25 protein-coding genes, 2 tRNA genes and 1 pseudogene are annotated in these 21040 nt (G+C 67.0%); 4 read left to right on the top strand and 24 right to left on the bottom strand.

The window, feature by feature from the left end; genetic code table 11:
• The 11 genes and pseudogenes from AAC997_RS08980 to infA form a co-directional block, all read right to left on the bottom strand.
• Positions 1-214: pseudogene (locus AAC997_RS08980) on the bottom strand (energy transducer TonB); the annotation flags it as partial.
• Positions 215-223: 9 nt separating this feature from the next.
• A complete protein-coding gene (locus tag AAC997_RS08975) occupies positions 224-658 on the bottom strand; it encodes a biopolymer transporter ExbD (RefSeq protein WP_340645352.1) in 435 nt (144 codons plus the stop codon).
• A gap of 5 nt (positions 659-663) precedes the next feature.
• Positions 664-1563, bottom strand: coding sequence for a MotA/TolQ/ExbB proton channel family protein (locus AAC997_RS08970; RefSeq protein WP_340645351.1), 900 nt, complete (start codon positions 1561-1563; stop codon positions 664-666).
• A 643-nt stretch (positions 1564-2206) separates the two neighbouring features.
• Positions 2207-4309, bottom strand: coding sequence for a TonB-dependent receptor (locus tag AAC997_RS08965; RefSeq protein ID WP_340645350.1), 2103 nt, complete (start codon positions 4307-4309; stop codon positions 2207-2209).
• 128 nt (positions 4310-4437) lie between these two features.
• Positions 4438-6372 carry a translation factor GTPase family protein gene (locus AAC997_RS08960; protein ID WP_340645349.1) on the bottom strand — a complete coding sequence of 645 codons (1935 nt, stop codon included), beginning with the start codon at positions 6370-6372 and terminating at the stop codon, positions 4438-4440.
• Positions 6373-6507: 135 nt separating this feature from the next.
• On the bottom strand, positions 6508-8787 hold the full coding sequence (locus AAC997_RS08955; RefSeq protein ID WP_340645348.1) for an NADP-dependent malic enzyme: 2280 nt from the start codon (positions 8785-8787) through the stop codon (positions 6508-6510).
• 97 nt (positions 8788-8884) lie between these two features.
• Positions 8885-8960: transfer RNA gene (locus tag AAC997_RS08950), tRNA-Phe, on the bottom strand.
• 155 nt (positions 8961-9115) lie between these two features.
• Positions 9116-9289, bottom strand: coding sequence for a DNA gyrase inhibitor YacG (yacG, locus tag AAC997_RS08945; protein ID WP_340645347.1), 174 nt, complete (start codon positions 9287-9289; stop codon positions 9116-9118).
• A complete protein-coding gene (locus AAC997_RS08940; RefSeq protein ID WP_340645346.1) occupies positions 9286-10317 on the bottom strand; it encodes a ribonuclease E/G in 1032 nt (343 codons plus the stop codon). The genes yacG and AAC997_RS08940 overlap by 4 nt, the downstream gene beginning before the upstream one ends.
• Positions 10314-10895 (bottom strand): Maf family nucleotide pyrophosphatase, encoded by a 582-nt coding sequence (locus AAC997_RS08935; RefSeq protein ID WP_340645345.1) that lies wholly within the window; start codon positions 10893-10895, stop codon positions 10314-10316. Before AAC997_RS08935 ends, AAC997_RS08940 begins: the two co-directional genes overlap by 4 nt.
• A gap of 16 nt (positions 10896-10911) precedes the next feature.
• On the bottom strand, positions 10912-11130 hold the full coding sequence (infA, locus tag AAC997_RS08930; RefSeq protein WP_215341158.1) for a translation initiation factor IF-1: 219 nt from the start codon (positions 11128-11130) through the stop codon (positions 10912-10914).
• 134 nt (positions 11131-11264) lie between these two features.
• On the opposite strand from infA, the gene AAC997_RS08925 reads away from it, so the two are divergent.
• Positions 11265-12011: a nucleotidyltransferase domain-containing protein gene (locus AAC997_RS08925; protein WP_340645344.1), complete on the top strand. Its 747-nt coding sequence runs from the start codon at positions 11265-11267 to the stop codon at positions 12009-12011.
• Here the strand turns inward: AAC997_RS08925 and AAC997_RS08920 are convergent.
• The 6 genes from AAC997_RS08920 to AAC997_RS08895 form a co-directional block, all read right to left on the bottom strand.
• Complete coding sequence (locus tag AAC997_RS08920; RefSeq protein WP_340645343.1) at positions 12008-12460, bottom strand: low molecular weight phosphatase family protein; 453 nt, start codon at positions 12458-12460, stop codon at positions 12008-12010. The genes AAC997_RS08925 and AAC997_RS08920 overlap by 4 nt on opposite strands.
• A gap of 6 nt (positions 12461-12466) precedes the next feature.
• Positions 12467-12946, bottom strand: coding sequence for a UPF0262 family protein (locus AAC997_RS08915; protein ID WP_340645342.1), 480 nt, complete (start codon positions 12944-12946; stop codon positions 12467-12469).
• A gap of 141 nt (positions 12947-13087) precedes the next feature.
• Positions 13088-13735 (bottom strand): SH3 domain-containing protein, encoded by a 648-nt coding sequence (locus AAC997_RS08910; RefSeq protein WP_340645341.1) that lies wholly within the window; start codon positions 13733-13735, stop codon positions 13088-13090.
• Between the two features lie 132 nt (positions 13736-13867).
• The gene (hisD, locus tag AAC997_RS08905) at positions 13868-15151 is read right to left on the bottom strand and encodes a histidinol dehydrogenase (protein WP_340645340.1); all 1284 of its coding nucleotides are present in this window, start codon (positions 15149-15151) and stop codon (positions 13868-13870) included.
• A 42-nt stretch (positions 15152-15193) separates the two neighbouring features.
• Entirely contained in the window at positions 15194-15613 is a 420-nt protein-coding gene (locus tag AAC997_RS08900) for a DUF2948 family protein (RefSeq protein ID WP_340645339.1), read from the bottom strand.
• Between the two features lie 93 nt (positions 15614-15706).
• Positions 15707-15835, bottom strand: coding sequence for a hypothetical protein (locus AAC997_RS08895; RefSeq protein ID WP_340645338.1), 129 nt, complete (start codon positions 15833-15835; stop codon positions 15707-15709).
• Between the two features lie 105 nt (positions 15836-15940).
• Between AAC997_RS08895 and AAC997_RS08890 the strand changes: the two genes are divergently transcribed.
• The 3 genes from AAC997_RS08890 (at position 15941) to AAC997_RS08880 (ending at position 16681) form a co-directional block, all read left to right on the top strand.
• Positions 15941-16015: transfer RNA gene (locus AAC997_RS08890), tRNA-Thr, on the top strand.
• 133 nt (positions 16016-16148) lie between these two features.
• Positions 16149-16418, top strand: coding sequence for a hypothetical protein (locus tag AAC997_RS08885; protein ID WP_340645337.1), 270 nt, complete (start codon positions 16149-16151; stop codon positions 16416-16418).
• Positions 16415-16681, top strand: coding sequence for a hypothetical protein (locus AAC997_RS08880; RefSeq protein WP_340645336.1), 267 nt, complete (start codon positions 16415-16417; stop codon positions 16679-16681). Before AAC997_RS08885 ends, AAC997_RS08880 begins: the two co-directional genes overlap by 4 nt.
• Positions 16682-16930: 249 nt before the next feature.
• Here the strand turns inward: AAC997_RS08880 and AAC997_RS08875 are convergent, their stop codons facing one another.
• From AAC997_RS08875 to AAC997_RS08845, 7 genes are all read right to left on the bottom strand, one after another.
• Positions 16931-17317 carry a hypothetical protein gene (locus AAC997_RS08875; RefSeq protein ID WP_340645335.1) on the bottom strand — a complete coding sequence of 129 codons (387 nt, stop codon included), beginning with the start codon at positions 17315-17317 and terminating at the stop codon, positions 16931-16933.
• 109 nt (positions 17318-17426) lie between these two features.
• Complete coding sequence (locus tag AAC997_RS08870) at positions 17427-17867, bottom strand: lysozyme (protein ID WP_340645334.1); 441 nt, start codon at positions 17865-17867, stop codon at positions 17427-17429.
• Positions 17864-18202 carry a hypothetical protein gene (locus AAC997_RS08865; protein WP_340645333.1) on the bottom strand — a complete coding sequence of 113 codons (339 nt, stop codon included), beginning with the start codon at positions 18200-18202 and terminating at the stop codon, positions 17864-17866. Before AAC997_RS08865 ends, AAC997_RS08870 begins: the two co-directional genes overlap by 4 nt.
• Positions 18199-18492 (bottom strand): hypothetical protein, encoded by a 294-nt coding sequence (locus tag AAC997_RS08860; RefSeq protein ID WP_340645332.1) that lies wholly within the window; start codon positions 18490-18492, stop codon positions 18199-18201. Before AAC997_RS08860 ends, AAC997_RS08865 begins: the two co-directional genes overlap by 4 nt.
• 192 nt (positions 18493-18684) lie before the next feature.
• Positions 18685-19089, bottom strand: a complete 405-nt coding sequence (locus AAC997_RS08855) for a hypothetical protein (protein ID WP_340645331.1) — start codon at positions 19087-19089, stop codon at positions 18685-18687.
• Between the two features lie 12 nt (positions 19090-19101).
• On the bottom strand, positions 19102-20223 hold the full coding sequence (locus AAC997_RS08850) for a hypothetical protein (RefSeq protein WP_340645330.1): 1122 nt from the start codon (positions 20221-20223) through the stop codon (positions 19102-19104).
• A complete protein-coding gene (locus AAC997_RS08845) occupies positions 20223-20825 on the bottom strand; it encodes a hypothetical protein (RefSeq protein ID WP_340645329.1) in 603 nt (200 codons plus the stop codon). Before AAC997_RS08845 ends, AAC997_RS08850 begins: the two co-directional genes overlap by 1 nt.
• Positions 20826-21040 lie beyond the last annotated feature (215 nt).

The following is a 21040-nucleotide window of genomic DNA, read 5'->3' as shown; positions in this document are numbered from 1 at the left end:
GCGGCGGCGGCGGGGCGGGCTTGATGATCGCCACATCCGTCACGTCGTCCGAGTATTCCTTGAACTCCGACTGGAACTTGGCCTTCCAGAGGTAAACGCCGACCACACCGTGGACGATGACAGAGCCGATGATGGCGGCGGTCACCCCGTTGTTGCGCTTTTTACGCGGCGCATCGAAGGGGTTATGCCCAGGGTGGGTGATGTCTTCAGCCATGCTCCACCCCTAGTTCTTGTCTTCGCCGATCAGCGCCACGCTGTAAAACCCGTTGTCTTGGAGCTGGTTCATCACGCCCATGAAGTCCCCGTAGAGGACCCCTTTGTCGGCGCGGATGAAGATCCGCTCTTTCTCCGGGTTACGCTTGTTGCCGATATTCTTCCGCAGGTCGTCACCCAGGGTCGCGATCTCAGAGGGGACATCCCCAATGAAGAGACGACCGGATTCCTGGATGGATATGTAGACCGGCTTGGGAGGGTTGGTAGACGGCGGAGCCACCGCGTTGGGAAGTGCGACCTTCACCGTTACGGCGGCCATGGGTGCCGCCACCATGAAGATGATCAGGAGGACCAGCATGACGTCCACGAAGGGCGTCACATTGATCTCGCTGTTCGCATCCACGGCGTACCTGCCACCCCCAGAACCTGAGAGTTTGGCGCCCATGGTGCTTAGGCCCCTTTGTCGAGCTGCCGGGAGATGCCGTTCATCAGCTCAGCCACGAACCCTTCCGTACGCGCACCGTAAGCGGAGATGCGGGTCTGGAAGTAGTTGTAGAAGATAACCGACGGGATGGCGGCGAACAGACCAATACCGGTGGCCAGCAGCGCCTCGGCGATACCGGGGGCGACGACGGCCAGGTTGGTCGTGTTGGTGTTCGCGATCCCGATGAACGAGGTCATGATCCCGTAGACGGTGCCGAACAGGCCGATGAACGGACCGGACGAACCGACCGAGGCCAGGAACTGCATGCCGCTGGAGAGACGACCACCGAGCGACGCCTGGACGGCGGCGACGGCGTTCTCAGCGCGGTGGATGACCGCATCACGGTGAGTACCGGAAATGGCCAGGCCGGCTTGGCGCGACAGTTCGACTTCTTGGGCGGCCGCGGCGGCCATATCGGCCAGCGGATTGCCTTCGAATTCGTCGGACATGCCGATACGGCCCATGTCGTTGATGGTCTTGGCGGTGCGGAAGGCTTCGAGGAAGCGGTCCGTTTGACGGTTGAGAGAGCCGTACTCAAGCAGCTTGGTGACCAACAGGGTCCACGAGAAGATGGAGCACAGCACCAGGCCGATCATGACGACCTTGACGACCGCGCCGGCGTCCATGGCCATCTGGATGACGCTGAGCTTGCCAGCGTTTTCCATTTGGGGCGGAGCTTCCTCGGCGGCCGGAGCGGCCTCGGCGGCGGGGGCGACGGCGGCGGGGTCAACCGGAGCCGCGGCGGCGGCGTCAGCGGCAGGCGCGGCCGGAGCGGCGGCATCCTGCGCGAACGCCGGCGCGCTCGTCATCAGCACCAAGGCGCCGAAGAGAGCGATGAAAGGAGTCGTTCGTTTGTTGTCGAGCATCTGTCGCCAGTTCCTGATTGGTCTAGCACGTTTGGACCGAGGGTCGTCGCGCGAGAGCGTCTCCACCCCAATTGAAATTGCCCGCAGTCCCTCTCGTAACCACGAGAAGAACGACGGAGCCGCTATCGCTGCGCCCGACCCGTAGACCGTGGCGCCAGCTGGCGACGACGGCATTCCGGAGGCGGGAGCGACCTCGCCTGCCCCGAGGGGAAGTTGAAGTCTTACCGCTATGTTAGACGTGCGGCAGGGGTGCTTTGGCAACCCCTTTTCCAAGCGTCAAGAGGGCTTACCGACAAGCTCAACCATACGGATGCATTGGGGGATACGGTATTGCTGCACCGCACAACGTGATCCGTAAGTAATACGGAACGTTTTTCTACTGGCGAGGGAATTTCTGCGCTGCGATGCAGCATTTTCGACGGAACGCCGGTCTTGAAATAACACGGTCGTCGAACGGCTCGAACGGCCCCGAGCCTGATTTTCAGTCAGGTCGCTCTACAAGTTGGCAGATGGGAGCCCACGGTCGAAGCGTCAAGGTCTCTCCCCCGACTCAACCGTGGAACTCACCGGGCATGGCGCGGAGGCCACACTGGGTGGCGGGCCCCCGTCGACCATCGCGGGCGTAGAGCGATGTCTCGCCGACCTAGAAGCCGTAGGCGAAGCCCACACGAAGCGTGCGGCCCGGCAGAGGCGCGATGTCCTTGAGGAACGAGGCGTGCTCACGTGCCTCCTCGTTGGTCAGGTTGCGGCCATCGAGGAAGACCCTGAAGTCCTGATCGGCCAGAGGCCGGTACAAGATCCGGGCGCTCAGCAGGGTGTAGGCGTCAGTGGGCGACTCGAAGGCGCTGACGCGGCGCTGCTCGGCGACGTGGCGCACCTCCACCTGCCCCTCCAGGCGCGGCGCGGTCCAGACGAGCCGCCCGGTCACTGAATAGGGCGGGATGCGGGCGGGCGGTCCGGTGTCGGTCTTGCCGTGGACGTAGTCGTACGAACCCTCAAGGGCCAGGACGCCGTCACCGTGGCGCCAGAGCTCATATGTCCCTTCCAACTCGCCACCATAGAATCGCGCGTCGGACTGGATGAACCTCACCACCGGCAACTCGCCGGCGGGATCGAGCACACCGTCATCGTCCACCAGGTCGCCGGTGCGCGCCTCGTCGATGAAGCCCTTATAGTCCGCGCTGTAGAGGTGGGCCTCGATCTTGCCGTTGGCCCCGGTCCACCGGAGCGTGGCCTCCAGGGAGGTGACCTGCTCGGCGTCGAGGGTGGGGTCGCCGATCTCATAGGACCCCGTGCCGCCGTGCGGGCCGTCGGCGAAGAGTTCGAACTCGGTGGGGGCGCGGGCGTTATGGGCCAGGCTGAGGCCCAGGAACCAGTCGCTGGCCGGGCGCCAGAAGACGGCGACGGAGGCCGAGGCGTTGGTGAAGTCCTGCTTGCCGGCGGCCGCGGCCCAATTGATCCCGTAGCTGGCGGCGGCGTCGCTGGTGCGACGGCCCCGGAGATTGGCGTCCAGAGTGCGGGTGTCGACTCGCAGGCCTCCCTCCACGCCCCAGGTGTCCCGGTCCAGGCGCTGGAGGACGAAAACCCCCACTTCGCTGATCTCCGCCGGGGGAATGAAGGCCTCGTCGCCCAGAGCTTCGAAGTCGCGGGCGAGCAGTTGGGCGCCCACAGCGCCCTTCCAGCCGTCGCGCTCGCGCTGAACCAGTTCGACGCGGCCCTCGGCGCCCTTGGAGAGGAAGGTCGTGCCGACCGCGCCGCTGGCGACCTCGATCTCCTGGTGCTCGTAGTCGGCGTAGCCCACCGAGACCCGGGCCTTGTCGAAGGGACCAAGGTCCAGGGCCGCCTCGCCGCGTACGTCATAGCGGGTCTGCTTCAGGTCGATATAGACCGGCCCCTCCTCCGGCGGCGGGCCGACCTGGACGATCTGCGGGAACGGCACGCCATAGCGGGTCTCCGTGCGCTTGACCGAGGCGCCGATGAAGCCGGCGTCGCCCACATAGGACAGGCCGGCGCCGTAGGCGGTCAGGTCCACGTCGGTGTTGCGGACCGTGCGGTCCGGCAGAGCGGCGACACCATTGGCGGCTTCGTACTTGGTGGAGACCGGATTGACGGGGGTGTCGTAGTCGCCGCTCCCGCGGCGGACCCCATCCAGGGCGACCACCCAAGGCCCCTGCCCCGCCTTCAGGCCGGCCGAGACTGAGTAGCTGTCGTCCGCCGAACCATAGGAGGCGCCGATGTGGCCGTCGGCGGGGCCGGTCGCCGGAGTCGAGGGCACGCGCTCGTCGAGGATATTGACCACCCCGCCGATGGCCGAGCCGCCATAGGCCAGGGTCGAGGGGCCACGCAGAATCTCGATGCGCGAGGCCTCGCCGGGATCCGAAGCCACGGCGTGGTCAGGTGACAGCGAGCTGGCGTCCACCAGGCCGACCCCGTTCTGCAGGATCATGACGCGCGGGCCCGACAGGCCACGAATGATCGGGCGGCTGGCGCCAGGGCTGTAGGCGGTGGAACGCATACCCGGCATCCCATTCAGCAGGTCGCCGATCCCCACCGGCGGCGCCGTGGCCAGCTGCTCCTGGGTGATGATGTTGATGTGGGTGGTGGCGCTGTCGAGAGAGACGGCATAGGGCGCGCCTGTGACCACCAATTCCGAGACGGTGGGGCCTGCGGTGTCATCGGCGAAGGCTTGGCCGGCGCAGAGAGCGGACAGGCCGGCGGCGGCGAGAAGAAGCGTTTTGGCGCGCATGCGGGGAACCCCTGGAAGCAATTCCAGAAGCCACTATGTTATATCATAACATCACTCAAGCGGTTTCCGCCGCGGGCCGCCGTAAAGCAGAAAAAGGCCCCGCGGCGCCGCGCTCCCAGGCGCCGCCCCTATCCCCGCCGCGCGACCCTGGTCAGGTAGTCCTTCCGGTTAAGTGGATTGTTGTCGGTGCGCGACCGGGCCGGAATCTCGCCGCGAGCGGGCCGGTAGTGATCGAAGGCCGTCTCCAGCACCCCCTCCCCGCGCGTCAGGGCCGGCAGTTGCTGTTGCAGGTCGTGGACCCGGGCTGCCGGGATATCGCCCTCCAGCCAGCAGGCCGCCCCGCGCATCTCCGGGACACCGGGCGCGGCGCCCAGTTTCGCCAGGACCGGGAGCATGGGGCCCAGCGCGTCGCCCGGAATCTCCAGCCCGAAGCGGTGGACCGGCTCACAGACCTGGACGCCTGCCCTTTTCAGCGCCGCCATCAGCACCAGGGGCGTGAGGTTGCGGTGCTCAGACGGTGTGCTGGCGGCGAAGTCCCGGTAGCGGATTCCGTGGGTCATGGTGACCTTGCAGTCGGTGACCCGCCAGCCGTGCAAACCTTGGCCCAGCGCCTCGCGCACGGTCTCCTCCACCGCCTTGTGGAAGGCGAGCGGCAGGGAGCCGTATTCCACCTCCAGCTCAAACTCGACGCCGCTGCCCACCGGCGCGGGCTCGACCCGCAGGCCGATGGTGGCGATGAAGGGATAGGGCGCGCTTTCGATGGCGGTCCCGATCCCGACGGGCCGCTCGATGCAGATCATCCGGGTCTCGCGAAATTCCGCCTCGACACCGTAATCGTGGGCCAGGGTCTCGCGGATCACCTCCTTCTGCACCTCGCCATAAAGGGAGACGAAGAGCTCCTGGCGCACGTCGTCCTGGCGCAGGTTGATCAGCGGATCCTGCTCGGCGAGCTGGACCAGCGCGGTGTGGAGCGCGCGCCGGTCGCCGGGGTGGCGGGGATAGATCACCGTCTCCAGGGTGGGCGGGGCGAAGTGGTGGCTTGGGCCATCGGCCCGTGGAGCCCCCAGGGTGTCGCCGATCTGGATGTCGGACAGGCCCCAGAGCTTGGCGATCTGTCCGGCGAGGGCGCTGTCGCGCGGGACAGCTGGCCCCTTGTCGAAGACCTGGAGGCTGGTGATCTTGGCGCTCCTTTCCCGCCCGAAGGTCACTCGGTCCCGCACGTGCAGGGCGCCGGAGAAGAGGCGCGCATAGGCGATCTTCTCCCCGGCGGGGCCGCGCTCCACCTTGAAGACCGTGCCGGAGACCACCGCCTCAGCGTCGCCCTGGCCCGCGGGCAGCAGGGTCGAGATCGCGGCCATGAGGTCATCCACCCCAGCGCCGGTGATGGCCGAGCCGAGGAAGACCGGATGCACACGCCCCTGCCGCGTCTGGCGCTTCAACGCCTTGCGAAGCCGCCCGTAGGACACCCCGTCGCCGTCGAGATAGGCCGCCAGCAGGGTGTCATCCTGCTCAGCCAGGCGTTCGGAAAGGCGCTCGGCGTCGGCGGCGGCGAAGGGAACGAAGGCCGCGTCCCGTTCGCCGGGTCGCTCGGCGACGCCCATCAGCACGTTGGCCGGGGTCAGGCGCTCGGCGATGGCGCGCAGCACCCGCTCGGGATCGGCGCCGCGCCGGTCGATCTTGTTGATGAAGATCAGGGTGGGGATGCTCAGCCTCTGCAGGGTGCGCATCAGCACCCGCGTCTGGGCCTGGACGCCCTCCACCGCCGAGACCACCAGCACCGCGCCGTCCAGGACGCTCAACACCCGCTCCACCTCGGCGATGAAGTCCGGGTGGCCGGGGGTGTCGATCAGATTGACCGCGACTTCGCCCACGACGAAGGACGCGACCGCGGCCTTGATGGTGATGCCGCGCCGCCGCTCCTGATCCAGGGAGTCGGTCTGGGTGTTTCCGTCGTCGACGCTGCCGATCTCGTCGATGACGCCGGCCGCAAAAAGCAGCCGTTCCGTCAGGCTCGTCTTACCGGCGTCGACATGCGCCAGGATTCCCAAGTTTAAGGTACGCATTCCGCCTCATGTCCTCTTGAAGGGTCAGTCCCGTCTCGATGGTCATGAAGGGTCGGCGCATGGGTCTCTCCTTGGGGCGGTTGCCTCGTCTCTCAGTACAGATCACCGCGTTCTGCGGGGCAATCGAAATCTTGGCTAGGGCACGCGGCCCGTGCTGGCTTCGACGGCGGCCAGGGCCGTCAGATTGACGATCCCCCGGGCCGTGACGCTGGGGGTCAGGACGTGGACCGGCTTGGACATGCCCAGCAGCATGGGCCCCACCAGCAGGGCGTTGGTGGAGGCCTGAAGCAGGGTCAGGCTGATATTGGCTGCGTCCAGGTTGGGCATGACCAGCAGGTTGGCCGCGCCCTTCAGCCGGGAGTCGCTGACCAGCCGGTTGCGCTGGTACTCCAGCAGGGCGGCGTCGGCGTGCATCTCGCCGTCCACCTCCAGCTCCGGCGCCTGGGCGCGCAGCAGGGCCAGGGCCTGGCGCATCTTGCGGGCGCTGGGGGAGTTAGACGCCCCGAAGCTGGAGTGAGAAAGCAGCGCCGCCTTGGGCTCGATGCCGAAGCCGCGCACGGTGTCGGCGGCAAGACGGGTCATCTCGGCGATCTGCTCGGCGGTGGGATCGGGGTTCATGTGCGTGTCGCAGATGAACAGCACGCCCTCGCGGGTGATCAGGGCCGACAGGGCGTGGATGCGGTCGATGCCGGGCCGGCGCTCGATGATCGGCATGACGTAGGTCATGTGTTGCCACCAGTCGCCCGAGCCGCCGCACAGGGCGGCGTCGACATGGCCGCTTTCCAGCAGCATGGCGGCGGTGATGGTGGGCCGACGCTCGACCCGGCGGCCCGCAGCGGCGGGCGGCGTGCCCCGCCGGCTGACCAGGCCCTGATAGCGGACGGCCAGGGGCGCTACGATCGCCTGGTCCTGGGTCGGATCGACGATCTCGATGTGGGTGTCCAGCGTCATGCGCAGGCCCAGCTCGGCGATGCGGGCCAGGATCACCTCGCGGCGGCCCACCAGGACGGGGCGAGCCAGCCCCTCGTCGACCACCGTCTGCACAGCGCGCAGGACGCGGTCGTCCTCGCCCTCGGCATAGGCGACCTTCTTCATGGCCTTGCGGGCGGCGTCGAAGATCGGCCGCATCAGCTGGCCCGAGCGGTAGACGAACCGCTCCAGCTCGGTGCGGTAGGCGGCGAAATCGGCGATGGGCCGGCGGGCGACTCCGGTCTCCATGGCCGCCTTGGCCACGGCGGGCGCGATCTGCAGGATCAGGCGCGGGTCGAAGGGCTTGGGGATGATGTAGTCGGCGCCGAATAGCGGCCCGGCCCCGCCATAGGCGGCGGCCACCACTTCGGAGGCTTCGGCGCGAGCCAACGAGGCGATGGCCTCGACGGCGGCCAGCTTCATCGCCTCATTGATCTCGCTGGCCCCGACATCCAGGGCGCCCCGGAACACGAAGGGGAAACAGAGGACGTTGTTGACCTGGTTGGGATAGTCGCTGCGGCCGGTGGCGACGATGGCGTCGGGCCGGGCGGCGGCCACCAGTTCGGGCAGAATCTCCGGCTCCGGATTGGCCATGGCCAGGATCAGCGGATTGGGCGCCAGCAGGGGCAGCCATTCAGCCTTGAACACCCGGGGCGCCGAGAGGCCCAGGAAGACGTCGGCGCCGGACAGCACCTCGGGCAGGGTTCGAGCATCGGTCCGGCGTGCATAGGCGGCCATGTTGGGCGGCATGTCGGGCTCGCGCCCCTGATAGACCACGCCCTTGATGTCGGTGAGCGTGATGTTCTCGGGCTTCAGGCCCATCAGCACCAACAGGTCGACGCAGGCGAGCGCGGCGGCTCCGGCGCCCGAGGTCACAAGCTTGATCTCCGAGAGCGTCTTGCCCTGCAGGACCAGGGCATTGCGGACGGCGGCGGCGCAGACGATGGCGGTGCCGTGTTGATCGTCGTGGAAGACCGGGATGTTCATCCGCTGGCGCAGGGCCCGCTCGATGGCGAAGCACTCCGGCGCCTTGATGTCCTCCAGATTGATGCCGCCGAAGGTCGGCTCCAGCGACGCCACGATGTCGACGAAACGGTCGGGGTCCAGCGCGTCGACCTCCAAGTCGAAGACGTCGATACCGGCGAACTTCTTGAAGAGCACAGCCTTGCCCTCCATCACAGGCTTGCTGGCCAGCGGCCCGATATTGCCCAGGCCCAGAACCGCCGTGCCGTTGGAGATCACCGCCACCAGGTTGGCGCGCGCGGTCAGCTCGTCGGCCGCCGCCGGATCGTCGACGATGGCCTCGCAGGCCGCGGCGACGCCGGGAGAATAGGCCAACGCCAGGTCGCGCTGGGTGTCCATCCGCTTGGTGGGCTCCACCGACAGTTTCCCGGGTCGGGGAAGGCGATGATAGTCCAGCGCGGCCTTGCGGAAGTCGTCGTCCATGATCGTCAGGTCTCCTGAGGGGGACCTCTGCGACGATGCGGCGTCATCTTCAAGGCCAACAAGGGCCGAAGGGCGCGGAATGATGTTCTGAGGGAAGTGGTGCCTGGGGGCGGATTCGAACCACCGACACGTGGATTTTCAATCCACTGCTCTACCAACTGAGCTACCCAGGCCCGGAGCCCTTTTCGAAGAAAAAGGCTCGGAATTCTTTGCTGGAGCGCGACGGTCGCCTGAACCGGTATCCACTTCAGGCTGTCACGCTCCGTGCCCCGCCTTCGCGGGAGCCGCGTCTATAAAAGAGGGTCGGGGCGGTGTCCAGCGAGGAGCATCAATTCCCGTCATCCTCGTCGCGAAGGCTGTCAGCCTCGTCCGCTTCCACCGGAATCGCATAGCTCCCCACCAGCCAGCGCTGCAGGTCCACATCCGAGCAGCGGCGTGAGCAGAAGGGCCGGTATTCGGTCGAGCCCGGCTTCTTGCAGATCGGACAGGGGGCCGCGGTCATCGCACGTCCAGGCGATCGCGGGGCCAGTCAGCATTCGTCTCGACAGCGAACCGGGCGCCGATGCGGGCGGAAAGCGTTTCGGCGTAGGGCTTGGCCGCCTGGGCCACTGAGGGCGCGCAGGTGGCCACGAGGCGCCCGCCGGGATCGCTGGCGGCGGCGGCCTCCAGGCGGCGGATCAGGCGCAGCGCCAGGGTAAGATCGGAAAGCCCCCCTGCCCCGTCGCCCAGGATGTCGCGGAGGGCGCGGCCGCGCCGGGGCACGGTCATCTCCATGGTGCCGAAGCGTCCCACCGGGCCGATGGCGACGCCGGGATTGTCGGGCGCGAAGGCGGTGCGGGCGGCGGTCAGCAAAGCGTTGCCGTCGTGGCCGCGCCCCACCAGATCGATGACCACGATGCCGCCCAGGCCCTTCAGGCGCAGCAGGCGGGCGGATTCGGCCAGCGCCGTATGGTTGGCTTGGCGGGTGACGCGCTTGACGTCCTGGCCCTTGCGCTCGCCGACATCCACGTCGATGGCCACCAGGGCGCGGGTCGGCTCGATGGCCAGGTCGCCGCCCCCGGGCAGCGGGTGGATCGTCTCCAGGGCCTCGGCCTCGGCGGTGTCGGCCATCGCGCGCGCGGCCGCGCCCTCGATGATCGCGGTGTCGCGAGCGAGAAAGCTGAGTTGTTCGGCGATGTCCGGCGCGGCGGTCAGCAGGCGCGGCTTGCCCTCGGCCGGGCCGATCAGGCGCACGGTGGCGAGCTTGCTGTCGCGGGGCTCGCTGCGGATCTCCACCTCGATGGCCTGGCCCTCGACCGGACGCGCGTCCGGTTTGAAGGCCATCAGCGCCTCGACGCCGCCCAGGTCGATGAAGGCCGATGCGAAGGCCGGCTCCACCTTTCGCACCCGGCCAACCAACCGGGCGCCGAGTTGGGTGAGAGGACCGTCGCCGTCGCGCACGATCAACAGCCGCTCCGGCGCGCCGTCCAGCAGCACCACACCGCGGGTCTCGCCGATTGCGCGATCCAGAAAGAGTTTCCGCACACTCATGGCTTCACATAGCCCAGGCCGGTCAGCAGGTTGAGCGTCTCATAGAGCGGCAGGCCCACCACGGCGGGATAGGAGCCCTGCAGGGACATCACAAAGGCCCCAGCCCGGCCCTGGATGGCGTAACCACCGGCCTTGCCGATCCCCTCGCCACTGGCGAGATAGGCGGTGATGTCGGCGGGGGTCAGGCGCCTGAAGTGCAGGCGGCTTTCCACCAGCCGGCTGACGGCGCGGCCGTCGGGCGCGCGCAAGGCCACGGCGGGCAGCACCTTGTGGGCGCGGCCCGACAGCAGCTCCAAGCAGGCGCGGCCCTCGGTTTCCGTCTCCGCCTTGGGCAGGACGCGCCGCCCCACGGCCACCACCGTGTCGGCGGCAAGCACATAGGCGTCCGGCTGCTCGGCTGAGACCTTGGCCGCCTTGGCCACGGCCAGCCGCAGCGCCAGCAGGCGCGGCGTCTCGTTGGAAAGTGGGGTTTCGTCGATCTCGGCGGCCACCACGGCGTCCGGCTTGAGATCGATCTGGGCCAGGAGATCGAGCCGCCTGGGGCTCGCGGAGGCCAGCACCAGGCGCGGCGTCGTCATCGGGGGCGAGCGCCCGCTAGCGGACGCGGAAGGTGATGCGGCCCTTGGACAGGTCGTAGGGGGTCATCTCCACCAGGACCTTGTCACCAGCCGAAACCCGGATGCGGTTCTTGCGCATCTTGCCGGCCGTGTGGGCGATGATCTCGTGATCATTCTCGAGCTTCACGCGGAACGTCGCGTTGGGCAGGACTTCACTGACCGTGCCCGGAAACTCCAAAAGTTCTTCTTTAGCCATGCAGGCTCCAAATAGACGCCGATAAAAGTCGAACGGCCCGCGCCTGAATCAAGGGGCGCGTGCGGTGGGAGAGGCCTCTATCACAACGCAGAGCCCGCCGCACGGTCGAATGCCATGGCTGGAAAGGGAGAGAATTGCGCGATCATCCGGCCGAACGCCCGCGATATTTTGATCTGCTGGAGCTGGCGGAGACGAGCTCCGATGTTCTGGCCTTCTGGCTGACCGGCTCGCGCGGCAAGGGGCGGGAGACCCAAGACTCCGACTTCGACTGTGTGCTGGTCGTCGAGGATGAGGTGTTCGAGGACTGGTGCGCACGCCACGCCGGCCGCGAGCGGGGTCGGACGGACTGCTCAGTCATGACGCTGGAGGGCCTGCGCGCCCACGCCGCCTGGGGCGGGCCTGACACCTGGGATCGCTACAGCTACGCCCACATCAGAGTGCTGGCGGACCGCACAGACGGCCTCTGCCAACGGCTCATCGACGAGAAGGCGCGCGTGCCGGCCAGCGAGGTGGCGGGCTTCATCGACAGGTCGCTAGATCACTATCTCAACCAGACCTATCGCGCCTTGAAGTGTCTGCGCGATGGCCTGCCCATGGCGGCGCGGCTGGAGGCCGTGGACGGTATCACGCCGCTGATGGACGCCATCTTCGCCCTCAACGGCGGGCGATTGAGACCGTTCTACAAGTATCTGGATTGGGAAATGGCGAGCCATCCGCTGGCTGCAGGCCAGGACTTGGCCGTCAGGACCCTGACTCTGCTGGACCCTGACGCCGAGGCTCTGAGGAGCCTGCTGCGCGACGCCGAACCCCTGTTCCGCGCCGCTGGCCACGGCGCTGTGTTCGAGGGTTGGGGCGGCGACCTCGCCTGGATGCGCGGCTAACACGGAAACCGCTCGGCGATATGGGCGGCGAGCGCGTCGCGCACCTCGCGATAGGATGCCAGCCGCGCTTCCCGCGAGCCCTCCACCAGGGTGGGGTCGAAGGTCGGCCAGTACTCGATCTCAGCGGCCCGGCCCCGGGTCATCTCCACGGCCCGGTGCTGGGACTCCGGCGTCAGGGAGACGACCAGGTCGAAGGAGGAGTCCTCCAGGTCGTCGAAGGTCTTGGGCCGGTGGTCAGCCAGATCCACGCTGAGCTCGGCCATCACCGCCTCGACGAAGGGGTCGACGCCGTCGGCGTCATCCCGCTTCAGGCCACAGCTGTCGACATAGACCCGGTCGCCCAGAGCGCGCTTCATCAGCGCCTCGGCCATCGGCGAGCGCACGCGGTTGAAGTTGCAGGCGAAGAGCACCGCGCCGGGCAGCGGCGGGGCGGACGGGTCAGCAGCCATCGAACCCTAGCCCCGCCAGTGCAGGGCGCACATCAGGGTGAACAGCCGCCGCGCGGTGTCCAGATCGGTCTCGATCTTGCCTACCAGACGCGTGCGCAGCAGGGTCGAGGCCTCGTTGTGCAGGCCGCGCCGGCCCATGTCCAAGGCCTCGATCTGCGAGGGCGTCGAGTTGCGGATCGCCTGATAGTAGCTCTCGCAGATCAGGAAGTAGTCCTTGATCAACGGGCGGAACGGCGACAGCGACAGGATGTGCCGCCGCTCATAGTCGGGGCCGCGCACATCGAGGACCAGCCGGTTCTCCACCAGGCCCATCTTCAGGTCATAGGGGCCGCCCTGCGCGCCCTCCGGATGGAAATAGTTCTCCTCCAGCAGATCGAAGATGGCGATCTGCCGCTCCTGCTCCTGGTCGCGCGAGACCGCGGCGAGGGACTCCTCGTCGATCTCCACGGTCTGCAGGCGGTGCTTGGTGCGGTCTTCGTCGGCCATGGCGGTCGAAAGGGAGGAACTGTGAGTGAGGTTTATTGCAAACCAACCCCTAACGTTATCCTCCAGATCGCGGCCATAAAAAATCGCCCGGCGCTGGGGAGCGTCGGGCGAGTTCCGTTCGGGGAGGAAACGTGAGGGCCTCTAGTAGCCGTAGGAGGCGTACTGGTGACCGATGGGCCGGGCGTAGCGACCGCTGACATAGCCGACGCCGACACCGTTCTGGCCCACCAGGATCCAGTCGGTGCCGCGCACCCGGGCCAGGGCCTGGAAGCGTTCACCGGCGCGCAGGGACCCGACCTTGCGAGCCGAGGTGGACGGCGCGCCCCGCAGGTTCAGATTGCTGCTGGCCGCGAACGACCCGCCGTCCCGGACGTACCTGGCCGGAGAAATGTCGCCCGACAGACGGTAGCCTGAGTGGCTGTAGGTCGCCGGCTGCTGGTAGGTCGGCTGCTGGTACGCGGGTTGATAGGTCTGCCCATAACCGTAGGCGTTCTGCGTCTGGTCCGTCCGCTGCATCTTGCAGCCGACATAGGAGCCGGTGGCCGCGCCGACCACCGCGCCGATGGCGGTGCCGGTCCCACGGTCATTCTTGGCCAGGTTCGAACCGGCCGCCGCGCCCAGCAGGGCGCCGATCAGCGCGCCGCCCACCTGCTTGTTGCCGGGAGCGTCGCAGCCGACCACCGGGTTGAGGCGGGTCTGGGCCGAGGCGCCCGAGGCGGCGCCGACAGTGAGAGCGGCGGCCATCGTCGCAACGGCCGCGCTGCGGATCAGCTTGGAAGAGGTTTGCATGGCTTGGTCTCCGTCTATGAATGTGTCCGAAGCCTCATCAGCTCCGATGACCACACCCTAGAGGGTCGACCCTGAACGGGCGCCTGGACGGGGTTGTTAGATACCGTTCAGCTTTAAGCCGACGGTCAGGCCCTAACCCTGGCCCAACCGGATCGCCGCCGAACGAGCGTGCGCTGGCAGGCCTTCGGCGTCCGCCAACGCCACCGTCGGCGGCCCCAAGATCGCGAACGCCGCCTCATCGCACTTCACGATCGAGGTGCGCTTGATGAAGTCATATAACGACAGTCCCGAGGAGAACCTCGCCGCCCGGCTGGTGGGCAGCACGTGGTTGGATCCGGCCACATAGTCGCCGATCGCCTCGGGCGCATGCCGTCCCAGGAAGATGGCGCCGGCGTGCCGCACGCGGTCGGCCAGGCGCTCGGGCTCATCCAGGGCGAACTCGACGTGCTCGGGCGCGATCAGGTTCACCAGGCGCGGCGACTCCTCCAGCGGGGCGATGATCACCGCGCCGTGGTTCTTCAGCGAGATCGCCGCGTCCGTATGGGTCTCGAGACTCTTCAGTTGCAGCGCGATCTGCGCCTCCACCGCGTCGGCGAAGGCCACGTCATCGGTGATCAGGATCGACTGCGCCGCCGGGTCGTGTTCGGCCTGGGACAGCAGGTCCGCCGCGATCCAGTCGGGCCGGCTGGCGGCGTCCGATACGACCACGATCTCGGAAGGCCCCGCCAGGGCGTCGATGCCCACCGTGCCATAGACCCGCCGCTTGGCGGCGGTGACGAAGGCGTTGCCTGGGCCCACGATCTTGTCCACCGGCAGGATCGGTCCCGCGCCATAGGCCAGGGCGGCGATGGCCTGCGCCCCGCCGACCCGCCAGATCTCGGTGATTCCAGCCTCCTTGGCCGCCGCCAGCACCGCCGGCTGCAGACGCCCGGGCGGCGTCACCATGGCGATGCGCTCCACCCCGGCCGCGGCGGCCGGCACGGCGTTCATCAGCACGGTGGAGGGATAGGCGGCGCGTCCGCCCGGCACATAGACGCCCACCGCCTCCAGCGGCGTCCAGCGCCAGCCAAGCTCAACGCCGGCCTCGTCCTTGAACCATTGGTCGGCGGGCCGTTGCCGCTCGTGATAGGCGCGGATCCGCTTGGCGGCGAAGGCGATGGCCTCGCGCACCTCGGGTGAGCACTGGGCCGCACCTTCTTCGATCTCCTCGGGCGTGACCCGGATGTTCTCGGCGCTGACATTGGCCCGGTCGAACTGACGGCCGAAGCGCAACACGGCCTCCAGCCCCTCGGTTCTGACGGCCGAAAGCACATCGCGAACCAGGGCGTCGACCTCCTCGGGGGTCTCACGACGCTCATCCACAAACGCGGCGAAGGCGGCCTCGAAGCCGGGATCGGAAAAACGGAAACGGCGCATGGGCGCTCTTTAGCGGCGCAAGGCGGTTCGCGCTACGCCTTGTCAGGCGTCGTGCGCGGGAGTCCGCGGCGTCGCCCAGGGCGCGGAGATATCGGCCAGCACCGCATCGACGCATTCCACAGCGATCCGCAGGTCGCCGCCGCCCGCGAAACTCAAGGTTATCGTACCCCCGGGCGCCTCGCCCGGCTCGAACTCCAGGGTCAGCAGCTCGATCACCGCCGACTTGGCGCCGCGCCGCAGGTTGCGCTGCTGAACATTCAGCACCGAGCCGATCTGCAGGGCCGAGCGCACCCGCTCGCCGCCCTTGCCTTCCCAGCGATACCGATTGAAGGCGACCGTGACCCGGCGCGCACGCCGCTCCACCGCGATGTCTCCGATCTTGGCCACGGCGTCCTGCAGGGCCGCGGAGATGACCGCGAGGTCCTCCGCATCTTCCGCCAGCAGGTGAAGCAGATCGCTCATCCCAAGTCCCCGATTTGTCCCGCCGCCGTCACGGCGCGGCGGAACCGACGTCGTTCTAGCGGCCGGGCCAACCTTGCGAAAGGCGCGGCGCGACTAATCCTCATCGGTCTTGGCGGGCGCGGGCGCACGGTCGGGAACCTTGCGGCGTCGCAGGTTGGCGCGCAGGGCCTTGGCAAGTTGAGCCTCGCGCTCGGCCGACTTCGGCTTGCCGGGTTTGTCCATATTCCAAGGGGTGCGGCGACCGGTCCGGCGCGTCAAGTTCTCTTCAGGCGCATTTAAGGCTTCACGCGGCCCTCGACGTTGGCTATAGCCCGCCCTCGCCTTTTCGCCGTTGTAGCTCAGAGGTAGAGCGCATCCTTGGTAAGGCTGAGGTCCAGGGTTCGAATCCCTGCAACGGCACCACTACAAACCCTTGCGGTGCAAGGGAACGCGAGGCCCGGCAGTCAGAAATGACTTGCCGGGCTTTGTCGTTTTCGGCGTGAACGTGTCGGGAACATGCGGTAAATTCAGGGAGAAACTTGGGAGGAAGCACGCCATGCACTTCGTCTACCTGATCGCCAACGGGAACGAGCACACCAAGATCGGCCACGCTCGAGACGTGCGTAAGCGCCTGCAAACCCTATCGTGCGGATCGTCGTCGGCGCTCGAGGCCCTACATGCGTGGGAGCGCGTAACGCTCGCCGAAGCCAAGCGGATCGCAGACGCCAAGGTCGCGGCCAAGAAAGCCGCATTCGCCCGCCACATCGACGCCGTTCGCGACTACTGGCGCGGAGAGCGTGACAGCTACCCCGGAAAGCCCGCATGACCGACTGGACTGGACAGGTTGAAACTACAGGCCTCGACATGAACGTGGTTCGGCTGGTGGCGCTCCTAGCCATGTCGAACGACGCAGAGCGGGAGAAGGACCCGTTTGTTCGCCGGATCAAGCTGAACGAGATGCAGGCAGCTATCCAGGCGGCCAAGCCAGACATTGAGGCGCTGGCCGAAGGGCTAATGTTCCTCGGCGCTGGAGACCCGGCCCCCAGACATGACGAAGGCCCCCACCCCGCGAGGGATGAGGGCCATTAAGCGGAGCCTATGAGGCTCAACGCTGGGGGTGGGGTATCCATACTGCGGACACCCTAAGTCCGGATTATCCGGAGTTTGAACTACCCATCCGGCGGATGCGTCTTGCCGATGCACCATCTCTGCCCCTGCCCTAGCCGAACCGCATTGGCCCTAGACCACGGAACCCACTCCCCCCACAGGAACGCCGACAGGGCGGGCGGTAGGGTTGATGGATCTATTCCCTCTGGAGGAAGGGGCTCGGCGGGAATGTCAGCGGCTAGGCTTGCCGGACACACCAGGGGAACCGGGGATGGAACCTGCGGACCAGAGCGCCCGGAGATCAGACTGCACCCCGACAGGAGCGGGCTCGCCAGCACAGCGAGGATGAGAGGCGTAACCAGCTTGGAAGGCGTCACGGGCGGCTCCTCGGTAGAAGGTGGCGGTTTGGGTCGCGTCAGACGCCTCCTGGGCGGCATTGGCGGTTAGGGCGTCGTCTCGGTCACGAATGGCGTCAGCGGCCTTGTGGAGGGCTTCAGCGGCGGTTTTCAGCGCGGCCTTCTGGTCTGCGATCTGGCCGGATTGGTGTTTGATGAAAGCGCCGGCCAGGGCCAGGGAGGCGACAAGGGCCGCGATCAGGGTTTCGCGCCAGAATCTCATTTCGCCACCCAAGTCCGATAGACGTGAACCACGATCAGCCCGGCGAGGATGAAGGCTCCGATCTCACCAGCTCCACGCGCCAGGCCTTCGCCAAATGCGGTGAGGTAGGTCATGCCTGCCCCCGATAGATCGCAGCCTCGCCAGCGCGTCGCCGGGTGAGGCCGTTGAGCACCTTCCCCGCCTGCTTGTTCCATCGGGCGAACTGTTCCGCGGCTCCCGCGTAGTCGGCCGCCAGGTGCTTGCGTAGGAGGGTTGAGGAGCCGAAGCCGCCCGTACCGATGTTGTAGGCCAGGGACACCATCGCGTCGAACTGGCCCTGGGTCGTGGAATGCTTGCCGAGAAGGGCCGCGACCTTGGCGGCGAAGGCGGCGAAGTCCTTGGCGAACCGCTCGTCAGCCTGCGCCTGGGTCCAGACGAGGCCCATGTGAATGTCGGACCCCGTTGTGCCCCAGCCGATGGTGGGGCGGTCGTTGGGGGTCGGCATGTAGGCGCTCAGCCGGCACTTCTCGAAGTCCTTGACGAACGCGATGATCTTGGGCGAAGGGGTCATTGTTGCTTCCCGACTTCGGTTGTCGTGGTAGTGGTGACGACGGCTGCGGGTTCATCCTGATCAATCGACCCAGACACCCCGTCCTTGCCGCCCTTGAAGTTGATGTTCAGGCCGGTGATGGCGGCCAGGGCCACGAGCACGAGAAGCTCAACCCCGATCAGCAGATAGAACATCGCGTCCAGTTGCTGGCCGGGTCGCTCGGAGGTCCAGGGACCGCGCCAGACGGCCCAAGTCCCGACCGCGAGCAGCAGGGTCAGAATGGCCGCGCCGCCGATCTGCGCCCAGATTTTCACCGGGGCGGCGGCAAGCATGGCCGACCAGATGCGGGAGATCATGGCGTCGGCCCCTTGACCTGATACGGCGGTATCCCCTGCGCCCTCATCGCCGCCCACATCTCGTCAAGCTCGGTGCGGCAGTTGGCGTGCTCCAGCCGGAGCTTCTCGATCTCCCGCGTCTGTCGGGCGATCTCCGCATCCTGCCTCGCGCAATGTCCCTCGATCCGGGCATTGACCGCGCTGATGATGTTGGAGCGTGAGAGCCAGAACGTCCCCAGGAAGGTCGCCGCCCCGGTCAGGGCCGCGACGATCAGTTTTCCGAGCCATCCGTCCATCAGGAAATCACTCATCGGCAGCGGTCATCATCGGGCGTTCTCACTCTCGTCCGGCGTTACAGGGGATGGTCAGGTTCTGGATTCCGTGGTGAAGCTATCGACGCCTCGCGAGGTCGGTGCGATGGCTCACTCCTTCGTGCCGCGCCCGAGCGGTGTTCGTGCATCGCTCGGGCGGACTGTAGTCAGACTGAGTAGGGGTGATGGGGGTCAGATCTCCGGGAACGGGATGACGTAGAGGCCCTTAGCGTCGAGAGCGGCCTGGACCTGAGCGCCCGGCGTGAACCCATCGTTGAAGGACGCGAACGAGAAGTTCGCCGCCGTGATGGCCGCCAGAGCGTCCGCCGCCGAGATCACCCCATCCACGCCCCAGACCACACCCTCGGGAAGCGGCGGAAGGTCTCCGTTGGAGAAGCCCAGGAGTTGGGCTTGGAACTCCGCGCTCACGCCCTGGTCGGACATGAAGTAGTGCGTCGGGGTCGCATCCCAGGCGGGGTCGGCGACCGTGGTGGCCTTGCGGGTGATGTTTCCCGGGCCGCGCCCCATGGCCTCCAGAACCAAGTTGACGTTGGTCAGGGCGGCGGCGGTGGCGATGCCAATGATGTTGATGGACATAGAGGGGCGCTCCTAAAGGGCTGCTGCGATTTTGTTGAAGGTGGCGAGGTCGATGAACTCGCGCCCAGCGACGACGGCTTTGACGGTTGCATCGGAAAAGCTCGACGAGACGCCGCTCGTGTTTATTCCGCCGATGAATAGCGGGAGTGTAGTGGCGAGCCCGCCTGTGTAAGCCGCCTCCACACTCGGTTGGCCCTGCCTAAAGAGGCGGGCTATCCCGCCCGAGGCGGAGAGCCCCACGACCGTCTCGACGCCGCGCATATCGCCGGGCATCTGGAACGTGCCCGGGTTCTGCGTTCCCGCTCCAGCAGTCAGGATGCCACCAGAGATCATGGCCAGGTAGAAGCGTTCAGTGGAGCCCCCAGCCGCGCCGACAATCCCGCGCGTTCCAGAGGATGCCAGGGGGATTTTAACCTTCGCCACGATGAAGTTGTCCGACGCTCCAGCGGCATAAGGCGTGCTTAGATAGTCATCCGACCCATCGAACGCCGCGCCCGTCGTCTGGAACTTGGGCTTGAGGCTGGTGGAGGACTGGGTAGCGGGGCTTCCAGGAACGAGCTTCGTCGTCGCGACCGAGAAGGTCCCAACCCCTGCGGTCAGACGGGTGATGGCTATGTACGTGGTGGTCGCTGTTGCGACGAAGAAATAAGCGAGCGATCCGGTCAAAAGGCCGACTGGGGCTAGGTTCTGATTGCCGCCTAGAGTGGACCCAACGGCAAGTTCACACCCCAGACCGCCGAAGGTTGCGGAGATGCAGTAGGTTTTCCCCACAACAGTAGAAATGGTTGCGCGAGCCCTGGCGCGGTTCGCCCCATCCGCTGTAAGCGTCCCAACTCCTGAACTGAAGACAAACGTCGCCGGGGCGGTGCTGGCGTCGGTCCATGTGTTTGCGATCAGGTCGGTCTGCGCGCTCAAGACCTGCGCGAGCGTCTGGCCGTTCCAGGAGCGTTGATCCAGCGCCAGACCGATGACCTCGTTCGGATCATCAGCAGGCGTCGGCCCGACGTTCTCCTGAAACTGACGGTCGGTCTTGGCAAAGTCGTACCAGAACCCGTCCGTCTGCCCGGCCATGAAGGCGGGTAGGCTGAACCCCACACCCTTGAAGAGGGCGGCAGCTCGGATAGAGGGCCGCATTAGGCGCCCAGACCCGAAACGCGGACCTGCATGTCAGAGGTCGAGGTGAGCGTGACCCCACTGTCGTCGATGATGTAGACCCCGATCTTCTTGCCGCCAGAATAGGGCTTCATGACGAAGGGATTGGGGGCGAGCGAGATCGACTTGGGCGTGCCGTGCGACGTGTAGCTGGCCCCCAGCGCGACCGACGACAGGGACTTTCGCACCAGGAGCGCGTTCGTCGCCGTCAGGGTGTAGGGGTCATTGTCCGCCAGCAAGGCGGACGGCGCGGCGCTCAGGAAGATAGCGCGCAGGTTCGGCTGCACCGCAGCCTTGAAGGTGACCTGTATCCCGGTGATCAGGACGGGGGCGTCATTGAGGTTGGCGACCGTGAACTCAAGGAACCCGCCCATGACATCGCCAGCGGCATAGGCGCCGTTCGTGGTGGCGGGACTGGCCGCGATGTCGAAGCCGTAGCCAGAGGCATAGCTCGGGTCTGCGGAGGACCCAGACGGGGCGGGCGAGCCGTCGCTGTTGACGCCTTTGACCGGTAGCGGCTCAAGCTCGGTCACCGGGATGTCGGCGACCTTGTTCCCAGTCGTCCGTTGGAATGCTGCGCGCATTGGGTGGGGCCTTTCCAGATGTGGAGGGGCGGCGTCTCACGACGCTGCGGGTTTTGATGGGCGCTGGCTGCGGCTGCCGTCGCGCCAGGTCGTCAAGCTATGGCGTGAACGAGGTAGTAGATTCCGCCGTGGCCGCCTCGGTTGCAGGTCCCGCCGCCGGCAGTGGTCCCGCTACCGCCCGCGCCAGGGTCAATACCCGTTGTGCTGGCGCTGGT

Source organism: Phenylobacterium sp., from assembly GCF_037968635.1.
Taxonomy (GTDB): domain Bacteria; phylum Pseudomonadota; class Alphaproteobacteria; order Caulobacterales; family Caulobacteraceae; genus Phenylobacterium.
The sequence above is the reverse complement of the archived record's forward strand: the minus strand, read 5'-3'. Positions and strand labels throughout refer to the sequence as shown.